Annotated in this window: 21 protein-coding genes and 3 tRNA genes; 17 read left to right on the forward strand and 7 right to left on the reverse strand. The window is 36.3% G+C overall.

The window, feature by feature from the left end; translation table 11 throughout:
• Nucleotides 1-65 precede the first annotated feature (65 nt).
• From ACLHDF_RS18625 to ACLHDF_RS18695, 15 genes are all read left to right on the forward strand, one after another.
• Nucleotides 66-509, forward strand: a complete 444-nt coding sequence (locus ACLHDF_RS18625; protein ID WP_413920183.1) for a hypothetical protein — start codon at nucleotides 66-68, stop codon at nucleotides 507-509.
• A 100-nt stretch (nucleotides 510-609) separates the two neighbouring features.
• A complete protein-coding gene (locus ACLHDF_RS18630; RefSeq protein ID WP_413920184.1) occupies nucleotides 610-846 on the forward strand; it encodes a hypothetical protein in 237 nt (78 codons plus the stop codon).
• Between the two features lie 173 nt (nucleotides 847-1019).
• Complete coding sequence (locus ACLHDF_RS18635; RefSeq protein ID WP_413920185.1) at nucleotides 1020-2675, forward strand: DUF2339 domain-containing protein; 1656 nt, start codon at nucleotides 1020-1022, stop codon at nucleotides 2673-2675.
• Nucleotides 2676-2802: 127 nt separating this feature from the next.
• On the forward strand, nucleotides 2803-4884 hold the full coding sequence (locus ACLHDF_RS18640) for a DNA topoisomerase III (RefSeq protein WP_413920186.1): 2082 nt from the start codon (nucleotides 2803-2805) through the stop codon (nucleotides 4882-4884).
• A gap of 83 nt (nucleotides 4885-4967) precedes the next feature.
• Nucleotides 4968-5219 (forward strand): YrvL family regulatory protein, encoded by a 252-nt coding sequence (locus tag ACLHDF_RS18645; RefSeq protein WP_413920187.1) that lies wholly within the window; start codon nucleotides 4968-4970, stop codon nucleotides 5217-5219.
• Nucleotides 5220-5662: 443 nt separating this feature from the next.
• Nucleotides 5663-6997 (forward strand): FAD-dependent oxidoreductase, encoded by a 1335-nt coding sequence (locus tag ACLHDF_RS18650; RefSeq protein ID WP_413920188.1) that lies wholly within the window; start codon nucleotides 5663-5665, stop codon nucleotides 6995-6997.
• Between the two features lie 471 nt (nucleotides 6998-7468).
• Nucleotides 7469-7738 carry a hypothetical protein gene (locus tag ACLHDF_RS18655; RefSeq protein ID WP_413920189.1) on the forward strand — a complete coding sequence of 90 codons (270 nt, stop codon included), beginning with the start codon at nucleotides 7469-7471 and terminating at the stop codon, nucleotides 7736-7738.
• Nucleotides 7739-7947: 209 nt separating this feature from the next.
• Nucleotides 7948-9087 carry a zinc-dependent alcohol dehydrogenase gene (locus ACLHDF_RS18660; protein ID WP_413920190.1) on the forward strand — a complete coding sequence of 380 codons (1140 nt, stop codon included), beginning with the start codon at nucleotides 7948-7950 and terminating at the stop codon, nucleotides 9085-9087.
• 214 nt (nucleotides 9088-9301) lie between these two features.
• Nucleotides 9302-10696 carry a phospholipase D-like domain-containing protein gene (locus ACLHDF_RS18665; RefSeq protein ID WP_413920292.1) on the forward strand — a complete coding sequence of 465 codons (1395 nt, stop codon included), beginning with the start codon at nucleotides 9302-9304 and terminating at the stop codon, nucleotides 10694-10696.
• A gap of 242 nt (nucleotides 10697-10938) precedes the next feature.
• Nucleotides 10939-11012: transfer RNA gene (locus ACLHDF_RS18670), tRNA-Trp, on the forward strand.
• Between the two features lie 26 nt (nucleotides 11013-11038).
• A tRNA-Leu gene (locus ACLHDF_RS18675) sits at nucleotides 11039-11120 on the forward strand.
• 23 nt (nucleotides 11121-11143) lie between these two features.
• Nucleotides 11144-11215, forward strand: a tRNA-Gly gene (locus tag ACLHDF_RS18680).
• 214 nt (nucleotides 11216-11429) lie between these two features.
• Nucleotides 11430-12830 carry a Na+/H+ antiporter NhaC family protein gene (locus ACLHDF_RS18685; RefSeq protein WP_413920191.1) on the forward strand — a complete coding sequence of 467 codons (1401 nt, stop codon included), beginning with the start codon at nucleotides 11430-11432 and terminating at the stop codon, nucleotides 12828-12830.
• A 190-nt stretch (nucleotides 12831-13020) separates the two neighbouring features.
• Nucleotides 13021-13533, forward strand: coding sequence for a GNAT family N-acetyltransferase (locus ACLHDF_RS18690; RefSeq protein ID WP_413920192.1), 513 nt, complete (start codon nucleotides 13021-13023; stop codon nucleotides 13531-13533).
• 192 nt (nucleotides 13534-13725) lie between these two features.
• Complete coding sequence (locus ACLHDF_RS18695; RefSeq protein ID WP_013083059.1) at nucleotides 13726-13848, forward strand: YjcZ family sporulation protein; 123 nt, start codon at nucleotides 13726-13728, stop codon at nucleotides 13846-13848.
• A gap of 73 nt (nucleotides 13849-13921) precedes the next feature.
• Here the strand turns inward: ACLHDF_RS18695 and ACLHDF_RS18700 are convergent, their stop codons facing one another.
• Nucleotides 13922-14860 (reverse strand): VanW family protein, encoded by a 939-nt coding sequence (locus tag ACLHDF_RS18700; RefSeq protein WP_413920193.1) that lies wholly within the window; start codon nucleotides 14858-14860, stop codon nucleotides 13922-13924.
• Between the two features lie 178 nt (nucleotides 14861-15038).
• On the opposite strand from ACLHDF_RS18700, the gene ACLHDF_RS18705 reads away from it, so the two are divergent.
• Both ACLHDF_RS18705 and ACLHDF_RS18710 read left to right on the forward strand, forming a co-directional pair.
• Nucleotides 15039-15854 (forward strand): hypothetical protein, encoded by an 816-nt coding sequence (locus ACLHDF_RS18705; RefSeq protein ID WP_413920194.1) that lies wholly within the window; start codon nucleotides 15039-15041, stop codon nucleotides 15852-15854.
• A 387-nt stretch (nucleotides 15855-16241) separates the two neighbouring features.
• Nucleotides 16242-16475 (forward strand): hypothetical protein, encoded by a 234-nt coding sequence (locus tag ACLHDF_RS18710; RefSeq protein ID WP_413920195.1) that lies wholly within the window; start codon nucleotides 16242-16244, stop codon nucleotides 16473-16475.
• A 110-nt stretch (nucleotides 16476-16585) separates the two neighbouring features.
• Here the strand turns inward: ACLHDF_RS18710 and ACLHDF_RS18715 are convergent, their stop codons facing one another.
• From ACLHDF_RS18715 to ACLHDF_RS18740, 6 genes are all read right to left on the reverse strand, one after another.
• Nucleotides 16586-16879 (reverse strand): hypothetical protein, encoded by a 294-nt coding sequence (locus ACLHDF_RS18715; protein WP_413920196.1) that lies wholly within the window; start codon nucleotides 16877-16879, stop codon nucleotides 16586-16588.
• 68 nt (nucleotides 16880-16947) lie between these two features.
• Nucleotides 16948-17259 (reverse strand): DUF3231 family protein, encoded by a 312-nt coding sequence (locus tag ACLHDF_RS18720; protein WP_413920197.1) that lies wholly within the window; start codon nucleotides 17257-17259, stop codon nucleotides 16948-16950.
• A gap of 501 nt (nucleotides 17260-17760) precedes the next feature.
• Entirely contained in the window at nucleotides 17761-18018 is a 258-nt protein-coding gene (locus ACLHDF_RS18725) for a hypothetical protein (protein ID WP_413920198.1), read from the reverse strand.
• 242 nt (nucleotides 18019-18260) lie between these two features.
• Nucleotides 18261-18587: a general stress protein gene (locus ACLHDF_RS18730; RefSeq protein WP_013056955.1), complete on the reverse strand. Its 327-nt coding sequence runs from the start codon at nucleotides 18585-18587 to the stop codon at nucleotides 18261-18263.
• A gap of 174 nt (nucleotides 18588-18761) precedes the next feature.
• A complete protein-coding gene (locus tag ACLHDF_RS18735; protein ID WP_413920199.1) occupies nucleotides 18762-18971 on the reverse strand; it encodes a hypothetical protein in 210 nt (69 codons plus the stop codon).
• 280 nt (nucleotides 18972-19251) lie between these two features.
• Entirely contained in the window at nucleotides 19252-19671 is a 420-nt protein-coding gene (locus ACLHDF_RS18740; RefSeq protein ID WP_413920200.1) for a hypothetical protein, read from the reverse strand.
• Nucleotides 19672-19731: the final 60 nt, after the last annotated feature.

A 19731-nucleotide genomic window follows, 5' to 3' on the forward strand; every position in this document is an offset into this window, starting at 1 on the left:
ATAAGTTGAAAAAAGAGGTTATTTTTATCTGTTGTCGTATTAGATATATAAGGGAGGTGACTGAGATGTTAAAAAACGAAGAGTTTGCGCTAACCAAAGAACTGACAAAAGAACAGCAGGAAGCTGCAAGAAATTTTATTCAGGTATTGTTCAATGAAGATTTATCTGAATTTTGGAACATATTATGTGATATCGATAAGTCTCGCATTTATGGCTTGTATGAAGCGAACAATTATTATGATTCAGATATTGAATTTCATGGGTTTGTACAGGAAATTAGAGATAATGTAAGAGCTGTTTATGCGCCTCTTCAAGTGCAAGGGGGTATTTCGACGAAGGTTCGATATACAAATGAAGGAAAGATGTATGTATACATATTAGGAAGTGGCGAAAACCCGAAGGTATATCCTGTTGGATTAATGCCTGAGACATACATCGAAGAAGAACGTTTTTCTCAGCGGCTTCAAATTAGCATTTATAACGATGAGTTTCGAAACGTTGCACTATAGACAACCTATTAGTGGGAAAATAAAGAATAATAAAATTAATTTGTTAAAATAGCAATATTCGGGGTATGTAATAGGTATATGATGAAAAGGGGTGAAAGAAATGCATTATTATCGTATTTCAGAGGGGGACCATGAAGAGTATTGTGAAACAATTCTGCTTCATGAAAAGAAGTTTTGCAAAAATACATTTCAATCTATGGTGCGAGAAGCAATGAACAATAAGCCAGGTAAAATTGACCGCGTAGATATTGTTAAATATTTAATTGGGCATCACAGTTTTCAAGTAGCCCACATTGAAGCGGGGTTTCATAGTACATATAGTGAGAAAGTGACATAAAAAAATACAGCACATCCTATACAACGAACTTTTCTTTTGAAAAGGGCGCTGTATTTTTTTTGCTGTAAATAGAATGTTTCTAATGGTTATTCCTTTTAATGGTATAATAGTTAATTTGTGTAAGATATACATATAAAAAAAACAAATGCTTTAAAGAGAAAGGGTGAGGAAATATGGAAAAAGAAAGGATAGAAGAACTTGAGCGGAAAATAAGTAGTTTAGAAGAAGACGTAGCCAAGCTAAAGTCGATCGTATCTAAAACGAATTCTCCTAGACCAAAAGCAGTTCACGCTTCTCCTCAGCAGCGTCAGGAGACCGCTAAACGTCCTGCTCAAACAGTAGCTAAAAGCTCACAGAAAATAGAAGAGCCTGTTGATTGGGAAAAAGTTCTTTTTCAAACATGGCTGCCGAGAATTTTTATATTTGTATTTATTATTGGCGTGTTATGGGGATTTAAAGCAGCCTCTGACTACGGATTAATGGATGAAAAAGCAAAGGTTGTTCTCGGCTTTGTTGTTTCGATAGGTTTTGCTGTGACAGGTCATTTCCAAATTAAAAAGGAAAGGTTGGTACTGGGGCAAGTACTTGTAGGGGGAGCTATTCCTATTCTCATGTTAACGACGTTTGCGATGCATAGCCTGTATCATTTAGCAGGACCAATGCTCGCTTTTATACTAAATGCGAGTTGGATTATCCTAGGGATTATCGCGACAGTCTTTTATCGTTCGCAGGCGTTAGGCATTATTAGCGCAGTGGGAGGCGTACTAGTTCCTTTTCTTATTGAAAGTAATTCGCCTAATGGACTCGTTTTCATTGGCTATGAAACGCTTCTGTATATTGCCTTTTTATATGTGGCATTTAAACAAAAATATTCAATTTTGTATGTACTTTCGGCGGTATTATTAAATCTTACACTCCTCATTTATTACTCGTTTGTTGGTGATAATGGTGTAAAAGAGTTATTAGGTATGGCGATTGTTATTCAGCATTTATGCTTAATTTCTAGTTTTTTTCTAACACAGTCCGTGCTGCAAGTATATGCGTTTACCCTTTTATCGAGTTTAGCAGTTACGTACGGCTGGATGCTCGCCGTTTTTAACCACAGCACGACAACAATGGTGCTGCTTGCTTTAGTTATTATTTACGCATTAGGTGTTTATCTAGTAAGAAGTTCTAAAGAAAGATTTGAATTTTTTATTACTTATTTAATTGTTGTAGTAGCGTTTTTTATTTATCAGCTCATCGATTTAAGAGAAGGAGTCATTTTATATGTTATTCAAGGGCTCGCTGTTTACTATATAGCGATGACGTATAAAAATATACTTCATCAACTATTTTCCTATACGATTTATATACTGAGCGCAATATATATATTAGTTACGCCAATCGAACAAGTGCTGTCTCTTCCTACATTAAATTGGCTTGTTGTGTTAGCTTCTATGTTAGTATTTATATGGATCAGCATTCAAAAAACAGAAAAAGATGAGCATGATACGTTCAAAATTGGGGGAAGTATTGTTTTTTCTATTCTTTCTTTAATTTTTGCAACGGAAGTTACGGTCGCTAGCACCAATCAGCTTTCTGCTAATACACAAACACTTATTATGACGGCCGTTTGGCTAGGGCTGTCCATTACTGCATTCGTTATAGGATCACTTCAAATGTTTAAAACAGCGACGTATATCGGCGTGGGCATTTTGTTCTTAATACTCTTTAAACTTGTTTTATATGATTTACCTTTTATCCCAATGGCTATACGTGCCTTGCTATTTATCGTCTTAGGGGCTATCGGTTTAATTATCTCGCGCCTATTTTATAAAAAGAAGTAGCTGGAAGCTGAAGAGAAGTTCTTCAGCTTTATTTATTATAATATTATTATGTAAACTTACTCTTGAAGTCGTACAAAGGGTATACAATCATGTATAATGGAACAAGTGAATTGGAGGTATACATAAAATGAAATCACTTGTATTAGCGGAAAAACCAAGTGTAGCACGTGACCTTGCGCGCGTACTTGGCAGCACACAAACAAAAAAAGGGTATATTGAAGGGCCAAAGTATGTCGTAACATGGGCACTCGGTCATTTAGTTGAATTACAAACACCTGAGGATTATGATAACCAATATAAAACATGGCGATTAGAAGATCTACCAATTATGCCTGAGAAAATGAAATTAAAAGTAATTCGTAAAGTAAGTTCGCAGTTTCGTACAGTATCCGATTTAGCGAAAAGAAAGGATATTGGTGAGTTAATTATAGCAACTGATGCAGGGCGTGAAGGAGAGCTTGTTGCACGTTGGATTATGGAAAAGGTACGCTGGAACAAGCCGTTTAAACGCCTTTGGATTTCGTCTCAAACGGACAAAGCAATTCGTGATGGGTTTAAACAGCTAAAACCGGGAAAAGAATTTAATCGTTTGTACGAATCAGCGGTTTGCCGTTCAGAAGCCGATTGGCTTATCGGTTTGAACGTAACGAGAGCGTTGACGACTAAATACGAAGAACCATTATCGGCAGGACGGGTACAAACACCGACACTCGCGATGATTATTGAGCGTGAACAGGTAATTAACACATTTAAATCTAGTGAATATTGGACGCTTACAGCTCAGTTTTCGTCGTTTGAAGCAGCTTGGCAAAAGGGCAATGAAAAGCGCATTTTTGATGAAAAACGTGCAAAAGAGCTACACTCAAAATTATCAGGTGAAGCAGTTGTGAAAACAATCAAGCGCAAGATGCATAAAGAAGCGCAGCCGCTTCCTTATGACTTAAATGAATTGCAGCGTGATGCTAACAAGCGTTTTAACTTCTCTGCTAAGAAGACATTAAATGTACTTCAAAAGCTATATGAACAGCATAAGTTAGTAACGTATCCACGTACAGATTCTCGTTATTTAACAACAGATATGGTTTCAACAATGAAAGAGCGCTTGGAAAGTATCTCTGCTGTATATAAAGAAGAAGTTCGTCCGATTTTAAGAAATGCACAGTTGCCAAAGCGAGTAGTTAATAACGAAAAAGTAAGTGATCATCATGCTATTATCGTAACGGATCAGCCTGTGTTTTTACAGGACTTATCAGCCGATGAACGAAAACTGTATGACTTGATCGCAAAGCGATTTATTTCATTATTTTATCCTGCATATGAGTATGAAGTGGTTAAAGCAGAGCTTGAAGTAAATGGGGAGCAGTTAGTAGCAAGCGGAAAGCAAGTCGTAAATGCAGGCTTCAAAAAAGTGTCTGGTGGAGAATCAGAGGTTACGGTGAAACTACCTGATATTAAAGAAGGCAACAAGGTGCTTATTCAAAATGTAACGATGAAAAGTGCATTTACAGAGCCGCCGCAGCGCTATACAGAAGCGGATCTTCTTGGACAAATGGAAAAACATAATTTAGGTACGCCAGCAACCCGTGCAGATATCATTGAAAAGCTTCTGCAAAATGAATCCATTGATCGTCAAAATAACCGTCTGCATGCAACCAAAAAAGGGAAGCAGCTGATTGACTTAGTAGCAGATGAGCTAAAGTCTCCTGAGCTTACGGCTAAGTGGGAACGTGACTTAGAAGCAATTGCTAAAGGGAAAGGAAATGCAAAAGAGTTTTTAACGAATATTCGTCAACAAACAGAAAAGCTAGTTAAGCAAGTAAAAACAAGTAATCAAACGTACAAACCTCATAATTTAACGGGTTCTAAATGCCCGGAATGCGGTTCATTCTTGAAAGAAAAGAAAACAAAGCAAGGTAGAGTACTTGTTTGTTCAAGTCTTGAGTGCAGCTATAGACGAGCGAAGGACCCTAAACTATCAAATCGCCGCTGTCCGCAGTGTCATAAGCGAATGGAAATTCATTCAGGAAAAGCAGGTACGTATTTCCAATGTCGCTCATGTCAAGTAGTAGAAAAAGCTGAAGACAAAAAGAAAAAGATTTCAAAGCGAGAGGAACGAAAGCTTCTTAACAAATATAACGATGACGGAGCATTTGGTTCAAGCTTGGGTGATGCCTTGAAACAAGCCCTTCAAGATAAAAAAGATAAGTAACGTAGGAAAGTGCGATACCATGGTATCGCACTTTTTTGGTATATGGTGGTTTAAGTGATGAGCAAGCGAGGTGGCGTGTAATAATGAAAAGAAGAAGCAGGGGAATGGATCGTTTAGTCGCGTTCTTTATAGCAGGAGTAATGGTACTAATCATTTTAGCTACCTTAATGGGAAGCTACTTTTTTGGTTTTATAGGCTTCTTTAAAGTGATGGGAGTGGAATATGAGTCTTACTGGGCCATATGTCTATTTCTACTTTTTATTTTTATCTTTGACTCTATAACAGAGCTTTTTTCAAAGGCATTTATTTTTTATGAAGAACGCTGGACTGAATAAAGTCCTCTTTGTAACACTTGTAGCTTTCATTGATATATTCTTTACTTTTCTAGCGGTTTATACAGCAGACTTGCTTGTGAGTGGCATTTCTGTATCTTAGGATTATCCATCCTGTTTTTTTGTTAGAGAATGCAATGGATAGTAAGTTTCTAAGTAAAAAATATGCTGATGAAAAAATTCATCAGCAAACATACGGCCGTAAATCCACCAGCAAAAAAACGCTGCTTAAAAATGTGTTATATCAAGTTTTAAAGCTATTTGAACCAGCCTGTAACATATTTTTTTAAAAAAAGTATGTGATTTTTTTCACATATCTCTTGAAAAAGGACAAACATGTTTGTATAATAAGAATTGTAAAAGATATGTGAAATATTTCACAATATATGTGAATAAATTCACAAAATCATATTTTATTTTCTATAATCCTAAGGGGGATATCATCTATGAAAATTGCAGTAGTAGGGTGTACACATGCAGGAACAGCAGCAGTAAAAAATATGGCAAAACTTTATCCAGAAGCTAAAATTACAGTTTATGAACGAAATGATAATGTTTCATTTTTGTCTTGTGGAATTGCGCTCTATGTAGGCGGAGTCGTAAAAGATGCAAATGGTTTATTTTACTCTTCACCGTCTGAATTGCAAGAGATGGGTATAAATATGAAAATGAAACATGAAGTTACGAATATTGATACAGATAGTAAAAAAATCGCTGTACGAAATTTAGAAACAAACAGAGAATTTGAAGATACATTTGATAAATTAGTTATGACAACTGGATCATGGCCGATTATTCCAAACCTTGAAGGCATCGATTTAAATAATGTTGTACTTTGTAAAAACTATCAGCATGCCAACCATATTATTGAAAAAGCGAAGCAAGCGAAGAAAATAGCTGTAATTGGCGCGGGTTACATTGGTGCCGAATTAGTAGAAGCGTTTGAAGTATATGGGAAAGAAGTCACATTTATTGATAGTGCCGATCGTATTTTAAATAAATATCTTGATCCAGAATTTACAACCTTGATGGAAACAGAATTTAAAAAACGCGGAGTTAAGCTAGCATTAAATCAAGCGGTCACTAAATTTGTAGGCAGTGAGGGATCTGTTGAAAAAGTAGTTACGACTGAAGGAGAATATGAAGCAGATCTTGTTATTTTGTGTGTTGGCTTCCGTCCAAATACAGATTTAGTAAAAGGACAAGTGGACATGCTTCCAAACGGCGCAATTGTGGTTGATGAATATATGCAAACAAGCAAAAAAGATGTATTTGCTGCCGGAGACAGCTGTGCCATTTACTACAATCCGATTAAGAAACATGCCTATATTCCGCTTGCTACAAATGCGGTTAGAATGGGAACGTTAGTAGCTCAAAATCTTGTTAAACCAACGCTTAAGTATATGGGAACACAAGGGACATCAGGCTTGCATATTTATGATTACAATGTTGCATCTACCGGTATAACAGAAACAGCAGCTTCTCTTTTGGATATGAATGTGAAAAACATCACAATATCAGAGAATAACCGACCAGAATTCATGCCAACATACGAAAATATTACGTTAAAAGTAGTATATGAAGAAAAAACGAGACGAATCGTAGGAGCTCAGGTTATTTCTAAAATTGATGCTACTCAAGCAATCAATACACTTTCTGTATGCATACAACAGGAAATGACGATCGATGAGCTTGGGTTCATGGACTTTTTCTTTCAACCGCACTTTAATAAGCCTTGGCATTTCTTAAATCAAGCAGGACTTCAGGCGCTTCAAGCATAAAAAAGCAGGTGACTACCTGCTTTTTTTATGTAGATTTTATTCCTTTTTTACTTTTATTTTAGCAGGTCTAAAGCGAATCCAGCTTATGATAAGGATAAAACAAAAGCAGCTGAAACAATCTTTCCAAAAGCTTTATCTAAAAGTTTTTCGTTTCTTTTTATGAGAGTTTTGATCTGATTTTTTTATTTTCATCCACATAATCTATGCACAAATAATCAAAGAGGAAGGAAGCAAGTGCAGGCGGTCAGCCCTTATATATTTTGACGTTCAGGCAAGCTATTTCCATGATGTCCGCTAAAAAATATACATTAATATAAAATGTGGAAAACATTTAATTATATAAAATGAATTATAAATAATTATAGGGTTTGTTATAAGGAATATTCACACAGCTTTAACCTATTTAAGCGTCGTATGAATAAGTGGAAAAATGCCACACTAAAGAGTGAACAAATGGAAAGGAGCACTATGATGAAAAAATTCCCATATAACAAAGATAAGCAACAATCGTTTCAAGCAGCACAGCAGGGACATAAAGAAGCTGTAGATGCATATGCACAGGCAAATGAAGCTAAAAATGATGCATCATATGGACATGAAGTAAAGCAAGCGATAGGTGAAATAAATGAAGCTTCTCAACAAATTGAGAACGCGCTTGAAAATGCTTCTGAAACACAGCGTCAGCGTCTAACAGAGTATCAGCAGGATATCAAAGATATGGAGAACGACCTTAATCAATAAAAGAGCTGCTATTTTATCTAGAGCAGGTTCACAATCGTGTATAAATTGTAAAAGCAGAAGATAATGAACTTCTGCTTTTTTCGTTGTGTAAGAAGTATTTACGCTCATTTTTTAATCTAAAGGAAGGCTAAATAAATTTTTAGCCATAATATATACATATTTTGGGTTGTTAAGGGTATAGAGTAATAATTTAATTAAGGAGGATGATTATGAAAGCAGTAACTTTTCAAGGTCCAAAGGATATCCAAGTAAAAGAAGTAGAAGATCCATCTTTGAAGAAAAAAGACGACATTATTGTTAGAATCACCTCTACAGCCATTTGCGGTTCGGATTTACATATCTACCAAGGTGCTCTGCCTGCTGAAAAAGGATACGTTATTGGGCATGAACCAATGGGAATTGTAGAAGAAGTGGGACCAGAGGTAACAAAAGTAAAAAAAGGAGACAGAGTAGTTTTACCATTCAATATTTCGTGCGGTACCTGTTATTATTGCCAGCATGATTTAGAAAGTCAATGTGATAACTCTAACCCTAATAAGGAAATCGATACAGGAGGATACTTCGGGTTCACTGAACGATACGGGAATCACCCCGGAGGACAGGCTGAACTATTACGTGTTCCTTTTGGGAATTTTATGCCATTTGTAATTCCACCCTCCTGTGAGCTTGAAGACGAGGCATTGTTATTTATGTCTGATGTTCTGCCAACCGCTTATTGGAGTGTAGAAAATTCCGGAGTTGGATCTGGGGATACAGTAGTGGTTCTTGGCAGCGGCCCCATTGGATTAATGACTCAAAAGTTTACATGGATGAAAGGTGCTAAACGAGTCATTGCTGTTGATAATGTTCCATATAGATTAAAACGAGCTAAGCAAATGAATAACGTAGAGTGCTTTAATTTTGATAAATACGACGATATGGGAAGCTATATTAGAGAGGTAACTGGTGGGGGAGCAGATGTTGTAATTGATTGTGTAGGAATGGATGGAAAGAAATCACCAGTAGAAGCGATTGAACAAAAACTAAAGCTGCAAGGAGGAACGTTAAGTGCTATTCAAATTGCACTAAAAGCAGTAAGGAAATTTGGCACAATTCAGCTAACAGGTGTATATGGATCGATATATAATATGTTTCCTCTTGGGAACATTTTTGAAAGAAACATCACTTTAAAAATGGGACAGGCTCCAGTAATTCATTATATGCCCGAATTATTCAAAAAAATTAAAGATAGAGAGTTTGATCCTACAGAAATAATTTCTCATAGAATCCCTCTTGATCAAGCGAGTGAAGCCTATAAAATATTTAGCAATCATCAGGATGAATGTACAAAAGTTATCTTAAAACCATAATAAAGCATATATATTTGAAAAAGCTTCCTTCTTAGAAGGAAGCTTTTTTGATTTAAGGTTGAGAGAAACGGATATAGATAATAGTTGTTGAAATCTTCATTCCATTCTTCTTTTATAAGGTATAGAAGTTAAAAAAGTAAGAATCCTAATAGAAAGGAAACGATAAGAATGGAAAGGGATTGTGACAGGAAACATGCTAATAAATATACTAATGATGATTGTCGTATTGTATTTCATATATGTGTTCGTAACTGCAGTGGCACTGTTTTATATCCCTTTGTACAAAGGAAAAGACGTAAAAGTAATGAATACAGAGAATTTCTTTGGAAAAAAAGAATCGACAGACCGAGTTATGCTTTTAGAAAACGGTTATTTTTCAGGGCTCGTTCGGATGCAGATGGTTCAAGAAGCGAGGCATACAATCGATATTGCGTACTTTTCCATTGGTAAAGGTCGTTCCTCGGATTTACTTATGGGCGCTTTATTTGAAGCTGCGGATCGAGGTATACGTATTCGAGTGCTGTTAGACGGGATCTCTCATGGGTTAAAAGGCAAGAGAAAAAATGTTCTTTATGCTCTAGCTTTTCATAATAATATTGAATTAAAGTACTATGAGCCCTTTAATGTTTTTAAACCTTGGACATGGCATAATCGTCTTCACGATAAAATAATAGTAGTCGATGGTCAATTAGGTATTATCGGAGGACGAAATATTGGAGATAAATACTTAGCCAGTCAACCAGATAAAAATTTTGTCTATGACCGTGATGTGCTAATTTATAATACAAAGCAAGAAAGTCACAGCGTCATTCTCTCAATGGAGAAGTATGTAGAGAAATTATGGAATCACCCGTATACACGCAAAGCTTTTCCAAAGCTCAAGAAAACTAAACAATTTCGTGGCCTTTCAGGAAAGAAATTGTTAATAGATCAATACGAAGAGGCTAAAAAAGCAAACGAACCTTTTGTTCATCCTTATATCGTATGGAGAGAATCAACGATGCCTACAAGAAAGGTTTCTTTTATTGCAAATCCTATCGAAAGAATGAACAAAAGCCCTTATATATGGAAAACATTTATTAAGCTTTCCCAACAAGCTGAAAAATCCATTGTCGTTCAGAGTCCTTATATCGTTCCAACAAAAGAGATGGAACAGTATATAGATAAGCGATTAAAACCCAAAGTGCAAAGAATTATTTTAACTAATTCTATTACATCCACTCCAAATGCTATGGCTTTTTCTGCATACTTGGGAGTAAAGAATCGCGTCATAAAAGCTGGGTTAAAGCTTTATGAATATCAAAAGCCTTATTCGGTTCACGGGAAATCTGTTGTTTATGATCAGCGTTTGAGTGCAGTGGGTTCTTTTAACTTAGATTCACGATCTGTATTTCTAAATACTGAATCCATGGTTATGATAGATAGTGAAGAGTTTGCGGCTGAGCTAACAGAAGCTATTGAAATTAAAATTTCTCACAGTATGCTTGTAGGAAACGAGGGGGAATCTGTGGATTTCAATACGGATTCTCAAAAAAGCGTCCCTCCTATAAAATCTGCACTCCTACATACTCTTTCAGTCTTCACGAGATTTTGGAGACATTTTGTATAGGGCCGTGTCTTGTCTAAAAAAGAAACTTTTACAGAAGAGCCTCTAAAAATAAATAGTGAAGATTAAAAGATAATACGGCTGGTGGGGGTGGAGTGTAAAAATTTTTTATATGCCTCACACCTTTTTCGGAAATCGCTGGTACTAGTCGTGATTCATAAAAAGACCTATTGACGAAATTTCATATATGTTTTATTATAGAATCGCGTCGTTAATAAACGAGGTTCTGTTGAAAGAATGATTTTAGGGGCATAGTTTAAAGGTAGAACTACGGTCTCCAAAACCGTCAGTGTGGGTTCGATTCCTACTGCCCCTGCCATTTTGGAGTTATTTTTTTATTTACACGCGGGTGTGGCGGAATTGGCAGACGCGCTAGACTTAGGATCTAGTGTCTTATGACGTGGGGGTTCAAGTCCCTTCACCCGCATCTTTACTTAATTTCATATATGCGCGGAAGTAGTTCAGTGGTAGAACACCACCTTGCCAAGGTGGGGGTCGCGAGTTCGAACCTCGTCTTCCGCTTCATTTTAAAAGCAGTTTGCACATGCAAACTGCTTTTTTGTTGTAGAAATAAAGGGTTTTATGCTGCTGTTTTTAATGAGAAATAATTTATTAAAGCAGTGCTGCTTATACGTTTTGTTTTCGTGAATATAGACATAATATTGGGGTTACATTAAAAGCTAATGAACTATACGTGAAGACATCTAATATGTTTTTTTAGATAGGGGAGAGTCCTATGGAATCTAGTTGGTTTTCAATTATACCATTTTTAATTGTTATTCCAATAGCTATTTTCACCAAACAAGTACTGCCAGGGCTGTTTTTGGGCTTATTAGTAGGCGCTTATTTGATTGATCATTCTATTGTCGGAGGTGTTGAAAAGTTACTTCATTACGTTGTACAAGCTCTTAGAGATAAAAGTAATATAGAAATCGTCGTCTTTTTATACGCGTTTTCCGGGCTTATCGGAATGATTAAGATGGCTGGAGGAGTTAAAGGGTTTGTAGAAACAGCTGCAGAAAGAATTGATACAAGAAAAAAAGCACTTATTTTAACCTATGTTTCAACCATCGGAACATTCAGTGCTCCTACATTTCGCTTTGTGACGATAGCGCCCATCATGAGAGCACTACTGAAGAAGGTGAAAATGACAACAGCAGAGCTAGGGTTTGTTATTGAAACAACTGCTACTCCTGTCATCGTCTTAATTCCTGTGGCAACGGCATTTGTAGGGTATATGGTATCAATCATTCAAATGGCGATTGATCATCAAGGCATAAAACAAGATGCTTATTCTTTATTTATTCAAAGCATTCCTTATAATTTCTTTTCGATTGTGATTATTTTAGTAGGAATTTATTTAAGCTTTTTTCATCATTCAACATCTACTGCTCCTACGAAGCTGGAGGAAGAAGACGAAAAAGATTGGCATGATTGTCATCCATGTGTGTCGAAGGATTTGCCTTCTAAGCCTTGGAATCTGCTAGTACCTTTACTTGTTGTGATTTCACTCACTTTACTTTTAACGTGGTGGAGTGGCCACCATAGGAGTGACAACTTTTTTGAAGCGTTTATTAAAGCAGACGTCCTAGAAGCGATGGTAGTAGCTTTGGTTATGACTACGTTAATCACCCTCATTTTTTTCTTGTTTCAGCGCTTTACATTACATGATTTGCTTAATGGCTTTATCACAGGAGGCAATGACTTAATGTCTGTTATTTTGTTGTTATCCGTAGTATGGGGATTATCCGCTGTTACAGAAGACTTAGGTTTTTCGGATTTCGTGACGGCACATTCCAAGTGGATTCCTCAAATGTTTGTCACACCTTTTATGTTCGTGTTTGGAGCTGCTATTTCTTACTTTATCGGGTCTGCTTGGGGAACGTGGGGAATTTTAATGCCGCTTGGCGTATCGCTTGCAAGTTCTGCAGATCTTTCTTTGCCGCTGATTATCGGGGCAGTATTTGCAAGCGGTTCATTTGGAGCGTTTTCTTCACCTTTAAGCGACGATACGAATACTATCGCCAAAATATTAGATTTATCTGTTATTGAATATGCCAAGTATAAATTAAAGCCAGCTTTAATTGCAGCGGGAATAACGGTGGCTTTCTATCTTGTTGTATCTTTCTTGTTTTGAATGAGGGGAATAGCCATCTATTATCAATTTTTTACTTTTTTCTCTTTTATTTTTCTTTTTCGCAGATTCACTTTATCTTTTTTTGAAGAAGAGTTAATAAAAACAATAGCACCTTGGTGCAAAGAGGTTTTTCTATCCTCACTATCGAAACAAGCGTAGAGAAAGATGCTGTAAAATAGGGGAGAATTACATGAACATTGAGACTAACAGATTACTAATACGCAAATTTAAATATGAAGATTGGCAGGATGTCTACAAATACACATCTGATACTAATGTCATGAATTACCTACCAGAAGGTGTTTTTAGTAAGGATGATGCGAAGAAATTTGTAAATGAAAATATAAAAGGAAACGAAAAAAACTTTCCAGTTGTATTAAAAAATGAAAAAATCATAATCGGTCATATCGTCTTTTTTAACTATTTTGGTAACCATACTTATGAAATTGGCTGGGTGTTTAATTCTGAATATCAGCAGAAAGGATACGCTTCGGAAGCGGCAAAAGCCATAGTGGACTACGGCTTTAACACAATGAAATTACATCGGATTATTGCTACTTGTCAACCCGAGAATGCGCCTTCTTATCGGGTTATGGAGAAGATTGGGATGAGAAGAGAAGGGGATTTCAAAAAATGTATTCCAACTGAAAAAGGATGGTGGGATGAATATTATTACGCGATTTTAAAGGAAGAGTGGAAATGAGCTTCACTTTTGTGGAAAGTTTTACATTTTATGAGTTGTAAAAACGAAAACAAGCCTAATTTTTAAAAAGTGAGCAGAATAACAAACCAAAACGTCTATTCAGACATACAATAACCTATCCATGAGAAACACCCCATGTTTGAACCTTCTTTGTTTTAGTAACAGAAAATTACGGTGAAAGGGAGTGCTTGTATGTCTAATGCTGGATGTGGATTCGGTTCTGGTTTCGCTTTATTAGTTGTATTATTTATCCTATTAGTAATTATCGGATGTAGCTGTTATAGCGGTGGTTATGGTGGCTACTACGGCTGCTAATTATATCACTGAATAGCCTAAAGAACCTTCTTTAGGCTTTTTTGTTTTCATTATAAAAAACAGGAAGAGATGATTAACGGACAGGCTCATTATGAACATGCGATTCAGCTTTTTTCTCTTTTGGCAACTGGTCATTAGAAGCCAAAGGCACGCGACGAGGCTCGTATTCAATCGTGTCAGTCGAATAAACGGCTACGCTTACAACGCCCCCGCGTACTTGCGCTCGAATCAGTAAGGGATCGCTGTAGGTATTTTTAAAATGAAAGTCAGGTCCATGCCAGCTAACGGTAGCGTCTCGCCCAGGAGGTACGTAGGAAACACTGCGGCTGTGTGAGTAACGCTGCGTGATGGTTACACCAGCGCTATCGACGGCGTTAAATAAAGTAGAAGAAACTTGGCAAATTCCTCCTCCAACTCCTTCAGAATACTCTCCTTTTACAATGATTGGCGCACGCATATACCCTTTTGCCGCCGTTCTTTTTCCGACGGTTTGATTAAAAGAGAAAACTTCCCCAGGAAATACGACGCTGCTGTCTAGTGATTCAACCGCAAGAGAAATATTGTGAGATCGATTTTCATTATGAGGATTAAATACCGTATGATAATGACCGATTTGCTTAATTCGAATTGTTGCAAGCAGCTCCTTATCTACACGAGGCGGAACAGGAAGCGTCGGGACTTCTAATGTTGACGTACCGCTGTTAAAAAAATAAGTATAAAATTTCTCTGCAAAATTTTTATGATATAGTTTGACCCCCGCTTGTTCAGGAACAATTTGTCCGCTTTTATCAATGCGGGCATTTATGGGCTCTCTATATGTTTTTTTATCCAATTCTTTAAGAAGAAGATTGTATCGATCATGATCAACCATAGGTACAGGAAGAAGAGGCACTGTCACTTTGTCCCGTTCAACCCGATAAATTGGTTTACCGTCATGAGTAATAGATAGGTGATCCTGTGCAGAAAGAGGTTGAATAAGCATTAAAAGTCCAATCATCCAAGTGAAATTCATATCATATACCTCGCTTTCACCTGTTAGTATGAATAAAATGAACTGTTTAATGTATAGGATTCGTAAGCTCTTTTCAGTATTATTTTCCATGAGCTGAGCGTGTAAAAATTTCTATTTATAATTGTATGCGTACCTTCGCATATTACATAGAGAAACTACAAGGTAATGAGGGTAGACAATGACAAAATTAATGATTTTAGTCTTTATGCTTATTAGTTTTTCTGTACATCCCCAAAAGATGAAAGCAGAAGAAAACCTTACGTACTTTCCGGTGAGTGACACAGGAAAAGTATTGAAGTGGAAACGTGTAGAAAACTTACTGCCGAAGGGTAAAAAATTTAAAGTTATCGATGTAGAAACCGGTTTTTACTTTTATGTACAGCGAAGAGCCGGTTCACATCATGCGGATGTTCAGCCCCTTACACGTCAAGATACGAAAGTGATGAAGCATTTATATAATGGAAAATGGAGCTGGAACCGAAGAGCTGTTCTCATTCCGTCTAAAGGCCAAATGCTTGCAGCTTCCATGAATGGAATGCCTCATGGAGCCGGTGCCCTTGACAATGGGTTCCCCGGCCATTTTTGCATTCATTTTGCAGGAAGTACGACCCACAAGTCTCAAAATGTGGATCCAGGTCATCAGTTAATGGTGTTAAAAGCAGGGGGAAAGCTCGATGAATACGCATTAAAAGCTGAACCGCGAGAAGTCGTAAATATGTTTTTAACAGGATTAAAGCAAGATGACGATGCCTTGATGCAGCCGGTTTTGCGTGTGAAGCAAGATCAGAAGTTATGGGCAAAACTGCATAGTATCTCTACCATTTATTATAAAACGGACTTATTTCATGCAAAAAGATATAAAACAAAAGAGAAAATCGCCGTAGATTGTCTTATTTATTACGAAGGCAAAGGGGCTCAAAAGACAACAATGGTCTTTACTTTAAAAAGAAATCCCTTAACAAACGGGTGGGAAATTTCTTCTCTGAGATTGTAAAGCCTGATTATTTCTTAAAAAACACATCTGACAGAAAGCAGATGTGTTTTTTAGTATTTGTTTAGCTCTTTAGCCGTTCGCGATATTATAGTGGAAAAACGCGTTTACATACGATAGAAAAGAATAAAAAAGGGTATAAGTAATAATATTACTCTTTCTGCAAATAACTCGACAGCACGAAAGGAGAGGGTATTTATTTTTTCATATTGGTTTAGTCGCTTAGTCGCTGCAGATCCTGAACGAAAAAGGCTCAATACAGCTTCTAAAGCTACAATCAGCATAATTACAGCGGTAGTGACTATGATGATTACATTAAAAGCAGCGGAAAGTTAACAAATTACCGCTGCTATTTTAGCGGGCGTAATCGGCCTGATAGGTATATTGGTTGTGAATGATGAAACAACGAAAGCAAAAAATGAAGTAGAATTTCATGGTGTAGTAAAGAAAGTGGAAGAGAAAGTAGCAAGCAATTTTACTCAGCTTGAAAAAGCTTTACGAGGAGAAAGAGGAATGTATGTGTACACGCTTGAAGATATTAGACAAAAGGTCGAACAATCTTTGGATTATTTTGATACCGTCCGTTCAATAAAGAAACTTACAGCATCTGCAGCTGCTACATAACATTTATTACGTATGGAAAATTAACCAATCGGTTGTTCACTTGGCCAAAGAGCTAGGAGCAGAAGAAATAAGTAATGAAGACTAAAAACCAGCGAAATATTCGCTGGTTTTTAGTCTGATGAATAAGGAGACGTATCTCTTCTAATCGTTCTCCACGTGGTTTTAAGGCCGGCATAGCTGCCAATTGCGGCGTAGCCATAGAAATATCCCATAAACAATCCTGCAATTATATGATGAGGGTGACTAATAAGTACTGAAAAAAGCACGCCAACAGCTAAAGCAATAGTCGGGACATATTGCTTTTTAGGATGGAAAAGCCATTTGACCAACTGGGTGACGATTAACACAATTGGAACACCAATAACAGCGTCCCAAAAATTTGTATGAATTGTCGGGAAATCCATATTCAAGCACCTCGTTAAATGTGTTAGATGTAAGGTTTATCTATGTTGTTTACCTTAGGACACCTCAATTAGTTATGAGGGGATCCAGGTGGATAATAATAAGGTGGAATTTTAAGCCATCCTTTTTGCTGCATTAAACTTTTCACTTTTGATCCCAATATCACCTTTTTAGTGTGGAACTTCAACCACATTAATCCAATATTGGTTCTAATAGATTGTCCCATATTAGTGCTGCACATTACGATATTAGAGGCAATTTTTACAGATATTAAGTTAGCGATCTCAGAATCCGTGGCTTTTGCTCCTAATGGAATACTGTTAGGGTTGGATTTCGGCTTGGTAGCCGGTATTTCAGGAAGTGGAATTCCTTCTTTAATCATTAATTTTTTAGTGTATCAATCTGAGATTCAGCCAAGGTTTTTGAGTCTTGAGTAAGCTTAAGTAGTTGTGGTATTAAGACAAGTTTCTAAAGCTGATATTTCTTCTGCTAAAGCAGTGAAATACAACCAACATCCCATAGCCTCACCAATATGTGGACGAGTGGCGAATCATCTGTAGAAGAGTTCTTTATATAATCAAGTAGTGTCACAATGACATTAATCATAATATTTCACTCTTTATATATAGTTTATGCATCTTCATTATTACCCTCAGTAGAAAATGATAAACAAAACTAAAGTACTGTTACTTATAGAATTCGTTATTATGAGTAAAAGGGAAAGTATCTGATGAGCAATTTATAATAGTGATCGTACATTTACTGTCACCACATCTGAGTTATAAAATTCGTTGAAATTCGTGATAAATATGCTGGTGCTAGAAAATGAAATAAAGATAAAAAAATCTCCTTGCTCATGAAGGAGATTTTTTTATCTCAAATATTATATATTTTTTCTTCGATGCTCTCTCCATAAAAAAGTTAGTTCTTCTGACCAATATTTATAATCAAATACTGCGATATTTTTGCTAGGCATAAACACATTTAACAGCCAATTAACCCTCAATCTATCTCTGACGCCTATCGTTTTATCATTTTTACAGCAGCCTTCATCACAAGGTCTATCGTGTATCTTATAAGGAATATTTTTAACAACTAACCCATTTTTTATATGTTTTGTGTACTCAGTTCCTATAATCAATTTATCACTCCTCGCACTAACTCTTATCTTCATAATCATATGTACGGATGCCTTCTTTAATCATACCCATTTCATTTTTTAATTGGTCATAAACAAATTAAAACACCATATAAAAAAGGCAGCCAATAAAAGTTGACTACTCATCTCTGCAATATAAATGAGAATAGGGAAAGTATTTCCCAATGAAAAGATAAGTGGGACAGAAGACAAAAATAAAAAAGCCCTGTTGTAGGGCTTTTAGGTCAAGCAACTTTTGATGCAACAACAATTACTTTACCGTGATCCAGTTCTTCTTCATAACGCTCAGCTTCCGGCTGCGATAATCCTAATGAACGCATTTTGGCACGAAGTTCGTCTCCTCTAGAACGAAATACATTCGCAATCGCATCAAAAACACCTTGTTCAGAAAGGCCGATATTGTTTGTATTTGTTGCAGCTGTTAAATCCTCAGAGCGATCTTGATGGTGTGCAAGTAAATAAACTTCGTCTTTTGTAAATCCTTCACGTAAAAATTGTTCGATTGTATCTTTTGCCTGTACGCCATTTTCAACTACTTTTACATTTACCATTTCAAAAAACCTCCTTATATGATAGACAACTTTCTAGAATACGCTTAGTAATGAAGAGAAATTTAATTAACTTATCCTCTTGCTTTGTGTATACACGACATTTCAATTATTAAAACCTATTTCTATAAAATCAGGTTAAAAAATCTAATATACAAGGGAGATAAAAAACCTCTGTCATTTGTGAGGAGCGCCTGGCAAATAATAAGCAGGAGGGTACTTTAGCTCGTCTTTTTCTTGCATCAATTTTTTGATTGTTACTCCAACCAATACTTTTTCGGTATGAAATTTAAGCCACATCGTTCTAAGATCTCCGTGGATAGCTTGGCTAATGTTTGTACTGCACATCACAATATTCGAAGCTGCTTTTACTGAAATTAAATGCAAAATATCCCTCTTGGTTGCTTTTGCACCAAGAGGGATATCTAAAGATATATCGCAACAAGTGTGGTCATAATCGTAGCAAATATTTCTTCCTATGATAGTAGGGTGTGAGAGAAATATCATTACGAAGATCCTTGTACAGATGATGTTTTGTATGAAAATGAAAATTCTGCGCTTATTTTCTTGATTTTTTTATCCTTCAAAGTATAGTATGAATTCCAAAAAAGCCTGGGCCTTAACTAGTTAAGGCCCAGGCTTTTTGCATACATAAAAATAGAGAAGTTTAAGATGAAAGACGTTCTTTTTGTTTTTCATAAACAGAAGTAGACTCGTTCCATGTATAGCGACCATCTTGCAATTGAATGGTTGCGCTGAACGGACATTCTATTGACGTTTCTGTATCATTTAAACTGCTTTCAAGTAAACTTTTTTTGAAGCGAAGCAAATCTTCTTTTGAAGCAACTCGAAAAACCATTTCTAACATAAGATCATCATCCGCTGCATTGTGTAATTGACTGATACTTTTGCGGAATTCTTTATTATATTGAAGCATAATTTTAATATCTGCTACGCAAGCAACACCAAACACATCTTTTACAACAGACTCAACCGTTAACTGCGTTGTCGAAGCATATGTTGAAATATTACGCTGGGGATTTTCTAAATAATAAATGGTTTCTACAGGATGTCTCGTGATAAGCACCTCTTTCCTACTCTTAAGTATACAGGAAAAAAGAATGAAATGGGAAAAGATTTTTAGGGA

The organism is Priestia megaterium, assembly GCF_046599315.1.
In the GTDB taxonomy this organism is placed as follows: domain Bacteria; phylum Bacillota; class Bacilli; order Bacillales; family Bacillaceae_H; genus Priestia; species Priestia megaterium_F.